Here is an 18,092-nt window from a genome sequence, read left to right on the forward strand (position 1 = left end):
CCTTCCAGGGACGATCACGGGTTGCGGGTGGCCTGCCGGTGCCAGACGAGCACGCGCCGCTCGGCCAGCACGAACAGGGAGTTCACCAGGTAGCCGAGGATGCCGAGCAGCGCGATCGCCGCCCACACCCCGGCGCCGTCGAAACTGCGCTGCGCCTGCAGGAGCTGGTAGCCGATGCCGTCGCTGCCGCCGATGAGCTCGCTGATGACCATGAGGATCAGGGCCAGCGAGAGGCTCAGCCGCAGCCCGGCGAAGATCTTCGGCGAGGCGGCGGGCAGCACGACCACCCGCAGCCGCTGCGCCCTGCTCAGGTTGAAGACGGTGGCCGTCTCGGTGTACGTGCGGTCCACCGCCCTGGCGCCGTCGATCGAGTTGAGCAGCACCGGCCACACCACGCCGAAGGTGATCGTGGCGAGCTGCGTGGCCAGGCTGTCCTGGAAGATCACGATGAGCGCCGGGAGCAGCAGGGGCGGCGGGATCGCGCGGCCGAACTCGATGAGCGGGTCCACGTAGTCGGTCGCCGCCCGGGAGCGCCCGAGCAGCATGCCCGCCACGATCCCGATCGCCGCAGCCAGGACCCAGCCGCCGAACATGCGGCCGAGGCTCGGCAGGATGTTGTCGATGGCGTCGTCGGTGAGGAACACCGTGCTGATGGGGCCGGAGAACCACAGCTCGTACATGCGCACGACGATCGTCGTGGGCGGCGGGAAATCGGTGTCGCCGATCACCCGGGCCGCCAGCTCCCACACGACGAGCACGGCGGGGATCACCAGGAACTTGGAGAGCTTCTTCACGAGTCCGACGCTCCCGTCCGCATCCGGTGCCAGTGGAAGAGCCTGCGCTCCCCGGCCAGCAGCAGCACGTTCGCCAGCACCCCGATGACCCCGGCCCAGACCGTGGCCGCCATCACGAGGTCCGTTCTGTTGCCGCTGCCCGCGACGTTGACGTAGACGCCGATCCCGTTGATGCCGCCGGCCAGCAGCTCGGCGCTGACCGCCAGGACGAGCGCGATGCCGGCGGCGATCCTGACGCCCGTCGCGACGAACGGGGCGGCGCTGGGCAGGCTCACCCTGGCCAGCACGGCGAGGGGGCCGAAGCCGAAGCTGCGCAGCGACTCCTTGGCGACCGGGTCCACGTCGTGCATGCCGTAGAGGGTGTTGATGAGGATCGGCCAGACCGAGGCGTACACGATGACCGAGATCTTCATCAGCTCGTCCACCGGGATGAGCAGGATCGCCAGCGGGATGATCGCCACGGACGGGATCGGCCGCATGAACTCCAGCAGCGGCCGGATGGCGCGCTCCAAGGGGGTCAGCGCGCCGAGCAGCACGCCCACCGGCACGGCGATGACGGTGGCGAGGAGCAGGCCGAGCGCCCAGTTCGTCAGGGTCGTGCCGACGCCCGCGACGAACTCGGCGTCGGCCGGCAGGCGCACGGCTTCGAGCAGGATGGACGAGGGGGTGGGGAAGTCGAGCTGTTGGTTGATCCCGAAGCGGATGAACAACTCCCCCAGAACGAGGAAGCCCGCGGCGCCGACGGCGCCGCGGAGCAGTCGTGCACCGGTCATCCGCTTGAGGCGGGTGCCGCGATGACGGACTTCACGTCGATGGCGCTCTTCAGGTAGCCGTACTCGAGCATGAGGTCGGCGACCTTCTGCAGGCGGTTGGCGTTCAGCTCACTGGGGTACGCGCCCAGCGTGATCACCGAGGCCGTCTTGGCGTCGATCTTCGTGTACTGCGGCAGCATGGCCTCGATCTCCTTGCGGTCGCTGGATGCGACCTGCTGGGCCTTGGAGATGGCCCGCTGGAAGGCGGCCAGCGTCTTCGGGTACTTCGAGGCCCACTCCTCGGTGGCCATCCAGCCGGCGATGGGCAGGTCGGCGGTCTGACCCGTCATCGTGTCGGCCAGCTTGCGGAAGCCGTGCTGGCTCTGGTTGGCCGTGATGAACGGCTCGGTGATCCAGCCCGCGTCGGCCTGGCCGCTCAGGATCGCGTTGCCCATGTCGGGGAACGGCTTCTCCTTGAACGTGACGTCGTTCTCCGTCAGGCCCGCCACCTTGAGCTGCGAGGTGACCGCGAGCGTGGCGACGTTGCGCAGGTTGTTGACGAAGATGGTCTTGCCCTTGAGGTCCGCCACCGTCTTGATGGGGGAGTCCTTCGGCACCATGATGTTGAAGGTGTTCGGGCCGGCCTGGTACATGTCCGCGACCAGCTTGATCTTCTTGCCGGTGCTGACCGCGAGGAACGTCGAGACGTAGTTCGTCTGCGAGATGTCGAGCGAGCCGCTCTCGATCGCCGGAATGGCGGCGGCGCCACCGGTGATGATCTTCGGGGTGACGGTCAGGCCCTCTTCCTTGAAGAAGCCCTTCGCGTTGGCGATGTAGAGCGACACCGGGTCCGGAATGGGGAGCGCCCCGACCGTGATGGTGGTTTTCTCCAAGCCGTTGCTGTTGGGCGCGGTGTCCGCGGTGTTGTCGGACCCGCCGCAGCCGGCAAGGGTGAGAGCGACTGTGACGCCGAGAACAATGGCGTGACAGCGCAGTTTGCGTGTCATGGGGGGGTTCTCCTACCAGGGGGAAGTCTTCTGGAGATCGGCACAGGTTGCCGGGCGTGAAGCGTACCGGAGGGGAGATCCGAACGGCAGCACTATGCCACGTTTATGCCGTTTATCTAGGAAATATGACTGTGCCCCGCTAACTGTGTAAATAGTGCGATAAAGGGGGTTTAGTGGCCATATGTCCGGATTGGCGTGTTGGTTGCGCTCCGTGTCCAGGGGTTTGCCACGTGAACAATGTGTGAGTTGGAACGGTTGAAAACGGTCGAGACGTTGGCCTAAGTATGAGGTTTGTGCTCAAATTGGGCCTCGAACTTGCCTGCGATCACTCGTCCGTGTGACGAAGCCGCTGAGACCCCCCTGAAGCAGGCCATGGCGAGAGGTTGCCACCAGTGAGGACAACAACGACCGGCTCCGGTCGTGGTAGCGCTCCGGACGTTCCGGAAGAGTCTGCGGGCGGTGCGGCGCCGCAGAAGCCGCAGCAGCAGCCCCGCTCGGGCAGCTCGTTCGCGCTGCGCAACTGGCGTGTGCGCACCCGCCTCATCGCTCTCATCGCCATCCCCACGATCGTGGCCGTGATCCTGGGCGCGCTGCGCGTCACCACCTCCATCAGCAGCGCGCAGCAGTACCAGCTCATCAACGACTCGGGAAGACTGGTCGCCCAGATCGGTGAGCTCGCCCGCGACCTCGGCATGGAGCGTGACCTCGCGGCCCGCTTCGTCGCCGAGGGCAGGCGGGACGACGACAAGCTCAACAGCCAGCAGGGCATCGTGGATGCCAACGTCACCCGTACGCGGGCGCTGGCCAAGACCGTCGAGCCGTCGCTGTCGGTTCTCGGCGGCAGGATCCTCGACCGCATCGAGGTCCGGCTCAGCCAGCTCGCCTCGCTGCGGCAGACGGTCAAGGGCTCGCAGCTCCCGCCGCTGCCCACCGTCGAGAAGTACTCCGAGACCATCGCCGACATGCTGCAGATCTACGACGAGCTCGGACAGGGCTCCACGGACGAGCAGCTCATCGCGACGGCCGCCGCGCTGCGCTCCATCGCCCGCGCGGAGGAGGAGGCGTCCAAGCAACGCGCGCTGCTGACGGTCGCGCTGGTGCGCGGCTCGTTCGAGGAGCCGGAGTTCAACGCCTTCCTCGACGCCCGCTCCCGCCGCGAGAGCGAGCGGACCACGTTCAACACGGTCGCCACCGCGGAGCAGCGCCAGGACTTCAACAACACGGTGGCCAGCCGGAAGATCGGCCTCGCGGAGCTCTACATCAGCCGCGCCGTGCTGCTGAACAACAACGGCGACAACCTGCGCAGGCTCGACAGCAAGACGGCGAACGACACCGACAGCTGGTTCGAGGCCATCTCGGAGACCGTGGACCGGCTCCACCAGGTGCAGAAGTCGCTGTCGGAACAGGTGGCCACCCGGAGCACCGACGTCGCCGGCGGCGACAGGCAGCTCGCCGCGATCAACATCGGCATCGTGGTCGCGCTGCTGGTGCTGGTCCTCGCGATCACCGCCCTGATGGCCGGCTCGCTGGTACGCCCGCTGCGCCGCCTGCGCGGCGACGCCCTGAAGATCGCCGGCCACACGCTGCCCGACCTGGTGCGCCAGCTCCGCAACACCGACGTGGACCCCGACCAGCTCCGCGTCCCGCCCATCGAGATCAACTCCAGGGACGAGATCGGTGAAGTGGCGCGGGCCTTCGACGAGGTGCACCGCGAGGCGGTCCGCCTGGCCGGTGAGGAGTCCAAGCTCCGCAGCAACGTCAACGCGATGTTCGTGAACCTGTCGCGCCGCAGCCAGACGCTGGTCGAACGTCAGATCACCCTGATCGACGGCCTGGAGCAGGGCGAGCAGGACGAGCAGCGGCTCGGCAACCTGTTCAAGCTGGACCATCTGGCCACCCGCATGCGCCGCAACAGCGAGAACCTGCTGGTCCTGGCCGGCCAGGAGCCGCCGCGCCGCTGGAGCCAGCCGGTCAAGCTGGTCGACGTCGCCCGCGCCTCCCTGTCGGAGGTCGAGAACTACGAGCGGGTCGTCCTGGAGGTGCCCGAAGGCGTCTCCATCGCCGGCCAGGCCGTCAACGACGTCATCCACCTGCTCGCCGAGCTGATCGAGAACGCGCTGTCGTTCTCGCCGCGCGAGACCCGCGTGCCCGTCTCGGGCAGCCGCATCGACGGCGGCGGCATCATGCTCTCCATCAGCGACTCCGGCATCGGCATGACCGGCGAGGAGCTGGCGCAGGCCAACCTCCGCCTGACCGACGCGCCCACCGTGGACGTCTCCGTCTCGCGCCGCATGGGCCTGTTCGTGGTCGCCAGGCTGGCGCACCGGCACGGCATTCGCGTGCAGTTGCGCCCGCACGGCTCCGGCGGCCTGACCGCCATGGTCCTGATCCCCGAGTCGCTGCTCGGCGCGCAGGCCGCCCCCGTCGGCACGCCCGCCGCGAGCGGCCCGCCCAGGGAGGCGTTCCAGACGCCGCAGCCCGCCGCCGCCAGCCCCTGGCCCGCCTCGTCGTTCCAGCTCGGCCCCGGCCACCCGTCGTATCCGTCGTACCCGTCGGAGCCCGTCCCGCAAGGCGGCGGCGGCTCCTGGGCGTCGGGCCCGGCCTTCCCCGCCGAGGCCGGCGGCTGGATGTCGGCGGACTCGTCCAACGACGTCTGGGTGTCCTCGCGCGGCCCGATGACCGGCGACAGCGGCCTGCCGCAGCGGGAGAGCGGCCTGCCGCAGCGCGGCGCGCTGCCCGACGAGACCCGCCCGTGGACGCGCGGCCCCGAACAGCCGCTGCCGACCAGAGGCGGCTTCAACAGCTTCGCCGAGCCCGACACGGCCAGAGGCGGCTTCAACAGCTTCGCCGAGCCCGACACGGCGAGAGGCAGCTTCAACAGCTTCCCCGAGACCGAGTCGGCCGCGACCGGCCCGATGCCCGCCGTCAAGCCCGCCTCGGCAGGCGACGAGTACCTGCCGATCTTCGCCTCGGTGGAGTCGGCCTGGTTTGACCACAACGCGGCCGAGGCCAACGCCACGTGGGGCTCGGCCAAGGCCGACGCGGGCTGGAGCGCGGCGGAGGCCGTACGCGAGCCGGTGCGCGACGGCGCGACAGCCGCAGGCCTGCCCAAGCGGGTGCCCAAGGCCAACCTGGTGCCCGGCTCGGCGGACACCGTCTCGGCGCCCAAGGGCGTCGCACCGATGCCGGCGGTCTCGCCCGACCGGGTGCGCAGCCGGCTCTCCAGCTTCCAGCAAGGCTTCCGAGCCGCGCGCGACGACATCAGCGAGGGCAGGACGTACGGGTCCGGCCCGAGAAGTGACAGTAGGGATGAGGGCGCATGAGCGAGCGTAGCGAGCGGCCAGTCACACACAGCCGACTGTCGTTCATGCGATCGACGAAGGAGAACGCATGAATGACCTGAGCCACGCGGCACGTGGGGTGGACTGGTTAATCACCGACTTCGTCAGCACCGTTCCGGGAGTCGCGCACGCCGTGGTGGTCTCGTCCGATGGGTTGCCGCTGGCGGCGTCGTCGGGCTTCCCCGCCGACCGGGCCGACCAGCTCGCGGCCATCGCGTCGGGTCTGGTGTCGCTGACGCAGGGTGCGGCCAGGGTGTTCGAGGGTGGTGCGGTCAATCAGACGATCGTGGAGATGCAGCGGGGCCTGATGCTGATCATGTCGATCAGTGACGGCTCGTGCCTGGCGGTGCTGGCGGCGCCGGATTGCGACATGGGTCTGGTGGCGTATCAGATGACGCTGATGGTGGATCGCGCCGGTCAGGTGCTGACTCCGGCTGTGCGTGCCGAGCTGCGCGCCAGCCAGACCAGGTGATGTAGGTGACGAATTCGTGGAACAGCGGCGGCTGGGAGCCCCCGCCCCCGCCTCCCAGCCATGACCCCGCCTCCCCGGTGCGGCCGTACGCCGTGACGGGCGGGCGGACCGCGCCCAAGGTCAAGCTGGCGATGGAGGCCCTGGTGTCCTCGGCGACCGCCGAGCACCGGGAGTTCTCGCACATCACGCCCGAGTACAAGGCGATCAGCCAGCTCTGTCTCCAGGTCAGATCGGTGGCCGAGGTGTCGGCGCTGCTGCGGATCCCGCTCGGCGTGGTGCGTGTTCTGATCGCGGACATGGCGGCGGAAGGCCTGGTTCGGGTGCATCAGCCGCAGCTCGAGGCAGGCAGACCGGACGTCAACCTGCTGGAAAGGGTGCTCAGTGGACTACGCAGGCTCTAGCCCCGGCCTCACCTCGACGAAGATCGTCGTGGCAGGGGGCTTCGGGGTGGGCAAGACGACGTTCGTCGGCGCGGTGTCGGAGATCATGCCGTTGACGACGGAGGCCGTCATGACCGACGCCTCCGCCGGCATCGACGACCTCGGCATGACCCCGCTGAAGTCGACCACGACCGTCGCCATGGACTTCGGGCGCGTGTCACTGGACCGCGACCTGATCCTGTACCTGTTCGGCACGCCCGGGCAGCACCGGTTCTGGTTCATGTGGGACGACCTCGTACGCGGCGCGATCGGCGCGGTCGTCCTGGTCGACACCCGCCGCCTGGCCGACAGCTTCCCCGCCATCGACTACTTCGAGGAGGCGCAGCTTCCCTTCGTGGTGGGCATCAACGGCTGGGACGGGTCGTACCCGCACAGCGACACCGAGGTACGCGACGCCCTCACCCTGTCCCCGCACATCCCGATGGTGCGGCTGGACGCGCGTAAGAAGGATTCGGTGAAAACCGTCCTGATCCAGCTCGTCGAGCACGCGCTGACCGTCCGGATGGCCGTGCCAGGCTGGAGCGGCTAGCGGAGCGGATAGGCTGGAGTCTTAGACGTACATTCGCTTCGAGGACTGGCCAACCACGTGTTCGAGACGCTATCCGACCGGCTGACATCGGTCTTCTCCTCCCTCCGATCCAAGGGGCGGCTGTCCGATGCCGACATCGACGCCACCACCCGCGAGATCCGCATCGCCCTGCTTGAGGCCGATGTCGCGCTGCCGGTGGTCAAGGCGTTCGTCGCCCAGGTCAAGGAGCGTGCCCGCGGTTCCGAGGTCTCCCAGGCGCTGAATCCGGCGCAGCAGGTCGTCAAGATCGTCAATGACGAGCTGATCGGGATCCTCGGCGGTGAGACCCGCAGGCTGCGCTTCGCCAAGACGCCGCCGACCGTCATCATGCTGGCGGGCCTGCAGGGCGCGGGCAAGACGACGCTGGCGGGCAAGCTGGCCAGGTGGCTGCGTGAGCAGGGGCACGCCCCCATGCTCGTCGCCGCCGACCTGCAGCGGCCCAACGCCGTCCAGCAGCTCCAGGTCGTGGGCGAGCGCGCCCAGGTCGCCGTCTTCGCGCCCGAGCCGGGCAGCGGCGTGGGCGACCCGGTCGAGGTCGCCCGCCGATCGCTCGACGAGGCCAGGCGCCTCAACCACGACATCGTCATCATCGACACGGCCGGCCGCCTCGGCATCGACCAGGAGATGATGAAGCAGGCCGCCGACATCCGCGACGCGGTCACGCCCGACGAGACCCTGTTCGTGGTCGACGCCATGATCGGCCAGGACGCCGTCACGACGGCACAGGCGTTCATGGAGGGCGTCGGCTTCGACGGGGTGGTGCTGACCAAGCTCGACGGCGACGCCCGCGGTGGCGCGGCGCTCTCGGTGCGGCACATCACCGGCCGGCCGATCATGTTCGCGTCCACGGGTGAGAAGCTCGAAGACTTCGACGCCTTCCACCCCGACCGGATGGCCTCGCGCATCCTCGACATGGGTGACATCCTCACCCTGATCGAGCAGGCGCAGAAGACGTTCGACGAGGAGCAGGCCGCCAAGATGGCCGGCAAGCTCACCTCGGGCGAGAACTTCACGCTGGAGGACTTCCTCGAGCAGATGATGATGGTCCAGAAAATGGGCCCCATCAAGAACCTGCTCGGCATGATGCCCGGCATGGGGCAGATGCGCGACCAGATCAACTCCATCGACGACCGCGACCTCGACCGCATCGCGGCCATCATCCGCTCGATGACCCCGGGCGAGCGGCAGGACCCGAAGATCATCAACGGCTCGCGCCGGGCCCGCATCGCCGCCGGCTCCGGCGTGTCCGTGAGCGCCGTGAGCAACCTCATCACCCGCTTCTACGAGGCCCAGAAGATGATGAAGCGGATGGCCGGCGGGATGGGCATCCCCGGCATGCCCGGCGGGAAGGGCAAGAACGCCAAGGCGCAGAAGAAGGCCAAGAAGGGGCGGCGCGTCAGCGGCGACCCGCGCAAGGCCGCGCTGGGCAAGCAGCCGTCCGAGTCGGCGCCCGACGAGCCCAAGCAGGGCGGCGTGCTGGGCAACCTCGGCGGGAAGCTGCCGCCCGGCATGGAGCTGCCGCCCGGCTTCGACCCGTCCAAGCTGCGGTTGCCCGGTCAGAAGTAGGCCGGCGGCGGGGCGGGCGCGTCCGCCCCTCGCCCGGTCAGGTGGTCGGCTGAGGGGTGGTGCATCCGTCCCTCGCCCGGTCAGGAGGCTGGCTGAGGGGTGGTGTATCCGCCCCTTACCGGACCTTTGCGGTGTGCTGTGGTGACAGGTCGTAGGCAGTGCCGTCGATCTGGCACAATGGCATGTTGGAACACCGTGGCCATGCGGGTGCCCTCTCACCTCCCGCCGGACACGCCTGTCCCTGGAGCGTCGTCCCGTCGTGCCCCACTCGGCGAGATGCCGTTCACCCACGCTCGAATGCAGGAGAGACCACACCCGTGGCAGTCAAGATCAAGCTCAAGCGGCTCGGCATGATCCGCAACGCTCAGTACCGTATCGTCGTCGCCGACAGCCGCACCAAGCGTGACGGCCGGGCGATCGAGGAGATCGGCCTGTACCACCCCAAGCAGAACCCTTCGCGCATCGAGATCGACGCCGAGCGGGCTGCTTACTGGCTGGGTGTCGGCGCGCAGCCGACCGAGCCGGTGCTCAAGCTGCTCAAGCTCACCGGTGACTGGCAGAAGTTCAAGGGCGAGCCCGCTCCGGCGCCGCTGAAGGTGGCCGAGCCCGCGCCCGACCGCCACGCCCTCTACGAGGCCGCGGCCAAGGAGACGGTGTCCGGTGGCGACACCGGCACCGCGGCCACCACGCCGCGTAAGAGCAAGAAGAAGGACGAGGCCGAGGCCCCCGCCGAGACCCCGACCGAGGGCGAGGGCTGACGTGCTCGAGGAGGCTCTCGAGCACCTCGTTAAGGGCATCGTCGAACATCCCGACGATGTCCGGGTCCGCGCACGCCGCATTCGCAGCGGGCGCGTCCTGGAGGTCCGGGTGCACCCCGAGGACCTGGGCAAGGTCATCGGACGCGGCGGGCGCACCGCCAAGGCGCTGCGCACGGTCGTGAACGCCCTGGCCGACGGGAAATACGTGCGGGTCGATCTGCTCGACCTGCACGAAGCGGTCCGTTAGCGTCAGGTTTTGTGCGCCCTCATCGGCTCGTTCCGATGGGGGCGCTCCGCGTAGAGGAAGGTTTTTCACGTGCAGCTCGTCGTCGGCCGGATAGGCCGCCCGCACGGCGTACGCGGTGACGTGACCGTGGAGGTGCGCACCGACGATCCCGAGCTGCGCTTCGCCACGGGCACGCCGATCGCGACCGACCCCGCCGATCGCGGGCCGCTCGTCGTCGCCAATCGCCGGTGGCACAAGGGCGTGCTGCTGCTGACGTTCGAGGGGGTCGTCGGCCGCGACGCCGCCGAGGAACTGCGCGGCACCATGCTCGTCATCGACTCCTCCGAGGTCACGCCGTCCGACGACCCCGACGAGTTCCACGACCACCAGCTCATCGGGCTGGCCGTGCAGACCGTCTCGGGCGAGCCGGTCGGCGAGGTCGAAGACGTCCTGCACCACGGCCAGGACCTGCTCGTGGTGCGCAGGAAGGGCCAGGAGGACGCGCTCATCCCGTTCGTGCGGGAGCTGGTGCCCGAGGTGGACGTGGAGGCGGGCCGGCTCGTCGTCGATCCCCCGGAAGGGCTGCTGTGATGCGGCTCGACATCATCTCGATCTTCCCCGAGTACTTCGCGCCGCTGGACGTCTCGCTCATCGGCAAGGCCCGCGAGCGCGGCACCCTCGACGTACGGCTGCACCAGCTCCGCGAGTGGGCTCACGACGTGCACAAGACCGTCGACGACACCCCGTACGGCGGGGGGCCCGGCATGGTCATGAAGCCCGAGGTGTGGGGCGAGGCCATCGACGCCGTCGCCGGCGACGGCGCGCCCCGGATGATCGTCCCGACCCCCAGCGGGCGGCCGTTCACCCAGGAGCTCGCGCAGGAGCTGGCCGGCGAGCCGTGGCTGCTGTTCGCGTGCGGCCGGTACGAGGGCATCGACTCCAGGGTGATGGCCGACTACTCCGCCCGCCTGCGCGTGGACGAGGTCAGCATCGGCGACTACGTGCTGGCCGGCGGCGAGGTCGCGGTGCTGGTCATGGTGGAGGCCATCGGCAGGCTGCTGCCCGGCGTACTGGGCAACGCCCAGTCGGCCGTGGACGACTCGTTCGCGCCCGGGTCGATGCGGAACCTCGTCGAGGGGCCCGTCTACACCAAGCCGCCCGTGTGGCGCGGGCACGAGGTGCCCGCCGTGCTGCTGTCCGGGCATCACGGAAAAGTCGCCCGGTGGCGGCGAGACGAGGCGATCCGGCGTACCGTGCGGAACCGGCCGGAACTGGCGGCGGCGCTCGACCCTGAGACGCTCGACAAGCACGACAGGAAGCTGCTCGAAGAGCTCTCGTTTCGCCTCCAGCCGGAAGATATGGCAAACTGAATCGCTGCCAACCGTCTATCGGTTGGTCCGTCATGCCCGGGAAACGGTCCCGGGTTCATCAAATCAGCAAGCGTGTCCGCCGCGAGCTCCGGCCGGGTGGACCTCCGCGTGCTCGCGAGGACTTGAGGACTGCTCTCATGCACACGAAGATCCAGGAGCTCGAGAAGGCGACCCTGCGCGGCGACGTGCCGGCGTTCCGCCCCGGTGACACGCTCGAGGTTCACGTCCGCGTCGTCGAAGGCAACCGCTCCCGCATCCAGGTCTTCAAGGGCTTCGTGCTGCGCCGTCAGGGCAGCGGTGCCCGCGAGACCTTCACGGTCCGCAAGGTCAGCTACGGCGTCGGCGTCGAGCGCACCTTCCCGGTGCACAGCCCGGTCATCGAGAAGATCGTGCTCGTGACCCGCGGCGACGTGCGTCGCGCCAAGCTCTACTACATGCGCGACCTGCGCGGCAAGGCCGCCCGCATCCGCGAGAAGCGCGAGACGACGGCCGCCAAGTAACCAGTGGTCTTCCGATGGCCCGCGCCTGGCGCGGGCCATTCGGCTTTACAGGGCCGTTTCCTTTATGTGGAGCGACTCGTGCACGGTGTAACGTCGGTCGAGGCTTGTCGAGCCTACGCATCATCTAGGCTCGTCAGCGATGACTAACGAAAGCCAGGAGCACGGCGCGGCGCGCCGCCCTGTCGAGGACGAGGTGGACGTGGTCGCCGAAGAGACTCAGAAGCCGGCCAAGGGCGAAAAACAAGAGAAGAAGGGGTCGTTCTGGAAAGAGCTGCCCGTTCTGATCGTCGTAGCCCTGGTGCTGGCGCTGATCATCAAGACGTTTGTGGTCCAGGCCTTCTACATTCCGTCGGAATCGATGGAGAACACCCTGCTGACGAACGACAGGGTCCTGGTCAACAAGCTCGTCTACCACACTCGTGACATCGAGCGCGGCGACGTGGTGGTCTTCTCCGGGGTCGACTCCTGGGACGGCGAGTTCCAGTTGGAGGAGCCGTCCAACGTGGTCGAGGGCTTCTTCCGGTGGGTCGGCACGGCGTTCGGCATCATCCCCGGCGAGAAGGACTACATCAAGCGGGTCATCGGCGTCGGCGGTGACCACGTGAAGTGCTGCGACTCCAAGGGGCGCATCACGGTCAACGGCACGCCCATCGACGAGGACGGCTACCTCTACCCGGGTGATGTGCCGTCCGACGAGTTCTTCGACGTCACGGTGCCGCAGGGGCGGCTGTGGGTCATGGGCGACCACCGCTCGGTCTCGCTCGACTCCCGCTCCCACACCGGCGACCCCGGCGGCGGCTCCATCCCGGAAGGCCAGGTCATCGGGCGGGCCTTCGTGATCGTGTGGCCGTTCAACAGGTTCGACACGATCGACATCCCCGACACGTTCGCCCAGCCCGCGCTGCACGCGATGGGCGGGTCAGTGCCGCTGGTCGCCGGGTTCGGCATGGCCGTACCCTTGGTGCTGGTCCGTCGGCGCCTGCGGAGGAGGCGCTGATGGCCGACACCAAGAAGGCGGAGGGCGTGGGGAAAGAGAAGAAGAAGGGCGGCTTCCGAGAGACCGTCCTGCTGCTCGTCATGGGCGTCGGCATCGCGCTGCTGCTCCAGGCGTTCGTGGTCGGATCCTTCTACATCCCGTCCGTGTCGATGGAGAACACCCTCCTGGTCAACGACCGGGTCTTCGTCAACAAACTGGCGGGTGCGCCCGAACGCGGCGACATCGTGGTCTTCAAGGGCTGGAACGGCGAGGACACGATCAAGCGGGTCATCGGCGTCGGCGGCGACAAGGTGGTGTGCTGCGACAAGCAGCGGCGCATCACCGTCAACGGCACGCCGCTGGAGGAGAAGTCCTACCTCTACCCCAACGACTTCCCCTCAGGCGACGACTTCAACGTCACCGTGCCCGCGGGGAAGCTCTGGCTGATGGGCGACCACCGCAGCGCCTCGGCCGACTCCCGGGCCCACATGGGGGAGCCGGGCGGCGGCTTCATCGCCGTGGACGACGTGATCGGCAAGGCCGTGGTGCGCTACTGGCCGCTGTCGCGGGGCTACCTCTTCTCGCGTCCCGACATTTTCGACAAGGTCAAGTAGAGCCGACTTCCAGTCGCGGTATGCGGCGAATGGGGCGTACGCTGCCTGTGTCATGACAGTTGCGTTCCGCCCTCGACCGAGCGTCGTCCGGCGCGATTCCGGACTCTACGCCTACGAACGGGCGCTGGCCCGCCGCGGCCTCACCCCCATAGCGGGCGTCGACGAGGCCGGCCGCGGCGCCTGCGCCGGGCCCCTCGTGGTCGCGGCCGTCGTCCTGCGCAAGCAGATCGACGGCCTGAACGACTCGAAACTGCTGAACCCCCTGGTGCGCGAACGCCTCCACGAGCAGATCATGCGCCTGTCACACGTGGGCATAGTGATCATCCCACCGGGGGAGATCGACGCCAAAGGTCTGCACAAGTGCAACGTCTCGGGAATGCGGCGGGCCGTCGCGCAGTTGCCCTGTGACCCGGAGTACGTCCTGACGGACGGCTTCCCGGTCCCGGGGCTCCCGGCGCCGTCGCTGGCCGTGTGGAAGGGGGACCAGGTGGCCGCGTGCGTGGCGGCCGCGTCGATCGTGGCCAAGGTGACCAGGGACCGGTTGATGGTCGCGCTCGACGAACGCCACCCGCAGTACGGCTTCGCCGAACACAAGGGGTATGTCACACCAGGACACCGGCTGGCGCTGGAAACGCACGGGCCGTGTCCTGATCACCGCTACTCCTTCGTCACGGTGGCGAGGGAGATGGGTGAAAATGAAATGGGGGCCGGGGTTGCCTGAGCAGGCGAACCGGGGGACCGGTACGACAGGAGGACCGCGATGAGCGCAGAGGATCTCGAAAAGTACGAAACCGAGATGGAGCTGCAGCTTTACCGCGAATACCGTGATGTCGTCGGTTTGTTCACGTACGTGGTGGAGACTGAGCGGCGGTTCTATCTGACCAACTCGGTCGATCTCGACGTGCGTACCGCGGAGAACGGCGATGTCTTCTTCGATGTGAAGATGCAGGATGCTTGGGTTTGGGACATGTATCGGCCGGCGCGGTTCGTCAAGAACGTGCGGGTGGTCACGTTCAAGGATGTGAACGTGGAGGAGCTGGCGAAGGCCGATCTGGAGATGCCGAAGGAAGGGTTCTCCGGGTAGGCGGGGGGTGGCCTGGGTCTTGGCGCCGTTGTGAAGGCGGTGAGCTGAGCGGGTTTGGGGTGCCGCTCGGGCCTTGAGTGGTGATGGTTCGGGGTGCGGTTGCGTGTGGTTCTGTACGCGCACCGACCGCCTCGCCCAGCAGCGGCCGCCACTGCCCACCTTGCCGCGGCCCGCGCTGTCGGCTCAGCCCGTACTGTCGTCTCGGCGCTGATCTGCCGCGACGGCTCCCGTGCGTCGTGCCAGTCCACAGCGGTTCGTAAGCCCGGCTGCCCTGCACTAACATCGGCCTGCTTCTGCGCAACGTTCTGCTCTGCTGCCACAGCATGCGTGCACCACATCGCGAGGCCGCCACCCCACGGCGCCCCTGGCCCCACAGCGCCCCTGGCCCCACAGCGCCCCTGGCCCCACAGCGCCCCTGGCCCCACAGCGCGCCTGACACCAGGCCGCACCCTGCACCACACAGCACCACAGCGCGCCTGACACCACACGATGCGTGCCCATACCGCACGCTCCACCACGCCGCACGCTCCACCACGCCGCGCGCCCATCACCACGCCGCGCCTGCCCACACCACGCGCGTGCATCACGCCGCACGCTCTACCGCGCCGACCTCCACCGCGCCGCACGCCTCCACGCAGCGCCCTCAACATCACAGCCTGCCCCCGCGCTCCGCCGGCACCCCGACACGTACCTGCACCTGCGGCCCTCGTCGCGCCCGTCCCGTTGCCCCGCGTCCGCATCCGAGCCGGTCCCGCAGCAACCCCTCCCGCGCCTGCCTCGTGCCCCTGCTCTGCCCGCCTGCCCTGCCCCGTGCTCGCGCCGCCACCTGCCCCCGCCCGGCCTTGCGCTGCCCACCCGCCCCGTGCGCCTGCCATGCCGTCGGCGCCCACCCGCGCGCCCTGCGCCTGTCCCGTGCGCTTGCCTTGCTCACCCCGCGCGCTCGCCCCCGCACCGCACGCCTGCTTACCCTGCGCTCGCCCGCTCGCCCGCTCGCCCGCTCGCCTGCCCGCTCGCCCGCCTGCCCGCCTGCCCGCTCGCCCGCTCGCCTGCCCGCTCGCCCGCTCGCCCGCTCGCCTGCCCGCTCGCCCGCTCGCCTGCCCGCTCGCCCGCTCGCCCGCTCGCCCGCTCGCCCGCTCGCCCGCTCGCCTGCCCGCTCGCCCGCTCGCCTGCCCGCTCGCCTGCCCGCTCGCCCGCCTGCCCCGCCGCCTGCCCCGCCCCACGCGCCTGCCCTGCCCTGCCGTCGCCGCCTACTCCGCGCGCCCTGCCTACGCGCCGCCTGCCCGGTCAGCCGCTCGCACAAGTCCTCATCCACGGGCCCCTCACACAAGCTCCCCAAGCCGCATGCGCTCTCCGCCCCCACCCCCCTTCCCGGCACCCCAATCCCACCCCCGCCAGCCACTTATCCACAGCCCCCAACCACCCCTCACCCCTTAATCCCCAGAACCCCATTCGGCCCCTCGGCCACCACCCCACCTCCGCCAAGGTCGTGCCCACACCCCCAACCGACCACGACGGAGGCAGGCACATGCCCAAGGAAAGCAAGCAAGAACTCGGCAAACGCGGCGAACAAACAGCCGCCACCTACCTCGAAGCTCAAGGCATGCGAATACTCGCCCGCAACTGGCGCTGCCGCCACGGCGAGATCGACATCGTCGCCGAGGAAGGCCCCACCCTCGTCGTAGTCGAGGTCAAAACCCGCTCAAGCAGATCCCACGGCACGGCTCTGGAGTCAGTCAGCCCCACCAAACTGGCCAGGCTGCGCATGCTCGCCGCCAAATGGCTGACCACCCAGCCCACCACGTTCGAAACGGTCCGCGTGGACGTGATCGCCCTGGAGCGCTTCGCCGGCGATTTCGCCCTCCGCCACGTACGGGGGGCGATCTGAATGGCGGTGGCCCGCACACGCAGCGTGGCCCTGGTGGGAGTGGCGGGCCGCACGGTCGAGGTCGAGGCCGACGTGGGCAACGGCCTGGCGGGCATCCACCTCATCGGTCTCCCCGACACGGCGCTCAGCGAGGCCCGCGACCGCGTCAGGTCGGCGATGGTGAACAGCAGCTATCCGTGGCCAGACGCCCGCATCATCGTCAGCCTCTTCCCGGCCAGCCTGCCGAAGCGAGGCTCCCAGTTCGACCTGGCGATAGCCGTGGCCATCCTGGGCGCGGCTGGCGTGGTGCCGGCCGAGCGCATCGCGGAGCCGTTCTTCCTGGGGGAGCTCGGCCTCGACGGCCGCATCAGGGCCGTACGCGGCGTGCTCCCCTCCGTCCTGGGCGCGGCCAAGCACGGTGACGTCACGGTCGTCGTCCCCTCGGCGAACTCCGCCGAGGCCGTCCTCGTACCGGACGTGAAGGTGGTCCCCGTCGCGGACCTGCGCCAGCTCGTGGAGTGGCTGCGCAAGGGCGACGCCCCGCCCGAGCCCGAGATGGAGGAGTACGCCGACCCGCCCAAGACCACCTGCGCCCCCGGCATCGATTTGGCGGACGTCGTCGGCCAGCCGGTCGCCCGCAGGGCACTCGAAGTCTGCGCGGCCGGCGGCCACAACCTGTGGATGCTCGGCCCTCCTGGCACGGGCAAGACGATGCTGGCCGAACGCCTCCCCACCCTCCTGCCGAGCCTGGAGCTCGACCACGCCCTGGAGGTCACCGCCATCCACTCGGTCGCGGGCGTCCTGCCGCCCAACGCCCCGATGCTGAGCCGACCCCCGTTCGTCAGCCCGCACCACACGGCGACGTCCGCCGCGATCATCGGCGGCGGCAGCACCGTGGTGCGCCCAGGAGCCGTCTCCCTGGCCCACAGAGGCGTCCTCTTCATGGACGAGGCCCCGGAGTTCCCCAGACACGTCCTGGACGCGCTGAGACAGCCTCTGGAGTCCGGCCGGGTGACCGTGTCGAGGTCCGCGGGCTCGGTCACGTTCCCGGCCAGGTTCATGCTCGTCCTGGCGGCCAACCCATGCCCCTGCTCCCAGGCGGAGGACCAGGGCGAGACCTGCAAATGCTCCCCCACGATCAGACGCCGCTACCTCGGCCGCCTCTCCGGCCCCCTCCTCGACCGCATCGACATGAAGGTCACCGTCAACCGCTCCTCACGCCGCGAACTCCTGGCAGACCGCCAGTTCGTCGAGACCAGCGCGACGGTGGCCGAACGCGTCCTGGTGGCCCGCGAACGAGCCGCCAAGCGCCTGGCGGGCACGCAGTGGCGCTCCAACGCCGAGATCCCGTCCTCCGTCCTCCACGCCGACTTCCGCCCTTCGGACGAGGCCATGCAGCCCATGACGGCCTGTCTCGACGCGGGCAGCCTCACCGCACGTGGCCTCGACCGTGTCGTACGCGTGGCCTGGACCCTCGCTGACCTGGCCGACAAGGACACCCCAGGACAGGACGAAACCAACGCCGCCCTCAGTTTCTGGCTCGGCGTGAGGTAACCCCCTTCCCCCGCTCTCCTGACGAACCGCAATCACCCCGCACCTTCCGGGAGGCCCCCATGACCACCACGCCCTCCACGACCACAGAGTCCAGCAGGTCTTCCACGCCCGCAACGACCCGCGCTGACGACCCGCCGAAGCGCCTCATGCCCAGCGCCTCCACGCCTGCAGCCGGCCCCGTGAGCAGAGCGGGTCCCAAGGCCGAA

General features: G+C 69.2%; 19 protein-coding genes. 16 read left to right on the forward strand and 3 right to left on the reverse strand.

Annotation, left to right across the window (positions count from 1 at the left end):
• Positions 1-14: 14 nt before the first annotated feature.
• Genes ABD331_RS08495 through ABD331_RS08505 form a run of 3 tightly spaced genes read right to left on the reverse strand, consistent with a single transcriptional unit; the run spans position 15 to position 2,553 of the window.
• Positions 15-794 carry an ABC transporter permease gene (locus tag ABD331_RS08495; protein ID WP_344472314.1) on the reverse strand — a complete coding sequence of 260 codons (780 nt, stop codon included), beginning with the start codon at positions 792-794 and terminating at the stop codon, positions 15-17.
• The gene (locus ABD331_RS08500) at positions 791-1,567 is read right to left on the reverse strand and encodes an ABC transporter permease (RefSeq protein WP_344472316.1); all 777 of its coding nucleotides are present in this window, start codon (positions 1,565-1,567) and stop codon (positions 791-793) included. Before ABD331_RS08500 ends, ABD331_RS08495 begins: the two co-directional genes overlap by 4 nt.
• Positions 1,564-2,553 carry an ABC transporter substrate-binding protein gene (locus ABD331_RS08505; RefSeq protein WP_344472318.1) on the reverse strand — a complete coding sequence of 330 codons (990 nt, stop codon included), beginning with the start codon at positions 2,551-2,553 and terminating at the stop codon, positions 1,564-1,566. Before ABD331_RS08505 ends, ABD331_RS08500 begins: the two co-directional genes overlap by 4 nt.
• Before the next feature lie 392 nt (positions 2,554-2,945).
• Here ABD331_RS08505 and ABD331_RS08510 point away from each other — a divergent pair, with 392 nt between their 5' ends.
• From ABD331_RS08510 to ABD331_RS08585, 16 genes are all read left to right on the forward strand, one after another.
• Positions 2,946-5,876, forward strand: coding sequence for a sensor histidine kinase (locus ABD331_RS08510; RefSeq protein ID WP_344472320.1), 2,931 nt, complete (start codon positions 2,946-2,948; stop codon positions 5,874-5,876).
• A gap of 67 nt (positions 5,877-5,943) precedes the next feature.
• Positions 5,944-6,366 carry a roadblock/LC7 domain-containing protein gene (locus tag ABD331_RS08515; RefSeq protein ID WP_020546542.1) on the forward strand — a complete coding sequence of 141 codons (423 nt, stop codon included), beginning with the start codon at positions 5,944-5,946 and terminating at the stop codon, positions 6,364-6,366.
• A 5-nt stretch (positions 6,367-6,371) separates the two neighbouring features.
• Entirely contained in the window at positions 6,372-6,767 is a 396-nt protein-coding gene (locus ABD331_RS08520) for a DUF742 domain-containing protein (protein WP_148435124.1), read from the forward strand.
• Positions 6,748-7,335: a GTP-binding protein gene (locus tag ABD331_RS08525; RefSeq protein WP_148435125.1), complete on the forward strand. Its 588-nt coding sequence runs from the start codon at positions 6,748-6,750 to the stop codon at positions 7,333-7,335. Before ABD331_RS08520 ends, ABD331_RS08525 begins: the two co-directional genes overlap by 20 nt.
• Before the next feature lie 57 nt (positions 7,336-7,392).
• Complete coding sequence (gene ffh, locus ABD331_RS08530) at positions 7,393-8,940, forward strand: signal recognition particle protein (protein WP_344472323.1); 1,548 nt, start codon at positions 7,393-7,395, stop codon at positions 8,938-8,940.
• A gap of 317 nt (positions 8,941-9,257) precedes the next feature.
• Positions 9,258-9,698: a 30S ribosomal protein S16 gene (rpsP, locus tag ABD331_RS08535; protein WP_344472325.1), complete on the forward strand. Its 441-nt coding sequence runs from the start codon at positions 9,258-9,260 to the stop codon at positions 9,696-9,698.
• Between the two features lies 1 nt (position 9,699).
• Positions 9,700-9,945, forward strand: a complete 246-nt coding sequence (locus ABD331_RS08540; RefSeq protein ID WP_043634919.1) for an RNA-binding protein — start codon at positions 9,700-9,702, stop codon at positions 9,943-9,945.
• A gap of 69 nt (positions 9,946-10,014) precedes the next feature.
• Positions 10,015-10,515: a ribosome maturation factor RimM gene (gene rimM, locus ABD331_RS08545; protein WP_344472327.1), complete on the forward strand. Its 501-nt coding sequence runs from the start codon at positions 10,015-10,017 to the stop codon at positions 10,513-10,515.
• Positions 10,515-11,294: a tRNA (guanosine(37)-N1)-methyltransferase TrmD gene (gene trmD, locus ABD331_RS08550; RefSeq protein WP_344472329.1), complete on the forward strand. Its 780-nt coding sequence runs from the start codon at positions 10,515-10,517 to the stop codon at positions 11,292-11,294. Before rimM ends, trmD begins: the two co-directional genes overlap by 1 nt.
• A 137-nt stretch (positions 11,295-11,431) precedes the next feature.
• Positions 11,432-11,794 (forward strand): 50S ribosomal protein L19, encoded by a 363-nt coding sequence (gene rplS, locus ABD331_RS08555; RefSeq protein ID WP_080042338.1) that lies wholly within the window; start codon positions 11,432-11,434, stop codon positions 11,792-11,794.
• A 139-nt stretch (positions 11,795-11,933) separates the two neighbouring features.
• Positions 11,934-12,791 (forward strand): signal peptidase I, encoded by an 858-nt coding sequence (gene lepB / locus ABD331_RS08560; RefSeq protein WP_344472332.1) that lies wholly within the window; start codon positions 11,934-11,936, stop codon positions 12,789-12,791.
• Positions 12,791-13,384, forward strand: a complete 594-nt coding sequence (gene lepB, locus ABD331_RS08565) for a signal peptidase I (protein WP_344472334.1) — start codon at positions 12,791-12,793, stop codon at positions 13,382-13,384. Before lepB (ABD331_RS08560) ends, lepB (ABD331_RS08565) begins: the two co-directional genes overlap by 1 nt.
• A gap of 52 nt (positions 13,385-13,436) precedes the next feature.
• On the forward strand, positions 13,437-14,105 hold the full coding sequence (locus ABD331_RS08570; protein ID WP_344472336.1) for a ribonuclease HII: 669 nt from the start codon (positions 13,437-13,439) through the stop codon (positions 14,103-14,105).
• Between the two features lie 39 nt (positions 14,106-14,144).
• On the forward strand, positions 14,145-14,468 hold the full coding sequence (locus tag ABD331_RS08575) for a DUF2469 domain-containing protein (RefSeq protein WP_026215037.1): 324 nt from the start codon (positions 14,145-14,147) through the stop codon (positions 14,466-14,468).
• Between the two features lie 1,525 nt (positions 14,469-15,993).
• On the forward strand, positions 15,994-16,353 hold the full coding sequence (locus tag ABD331_RS08580; protein ID WP_344472338.1) for a YraN family protein: 360 nt from the start codon (positions 15,994-15,996) through the stop codon (positions 16,351-16,353).
• Positions 16,354-17,886, forward strand: coding sequence for a YifB family Mg chelatase-like AAA ATPase (locus ABD331_RS08585; protein WP_344472340.1), 1,533 nt, complete (start codon positions 16,354-16,356; stop codon positions 17,884-17,886).
• The last annotated feature ends 206 nt before the right edge of the window (positions 17,887-18,092 follow it).

This window comes from Nonomuraea monospora (assembly GCF_039531895.1).
GTDB lineage: Bacteria > Actinomycetota > Actinomycetes > Streptosporangiales > Streptosporangiaceae > Nonomuraea > Nonomuraea monospora.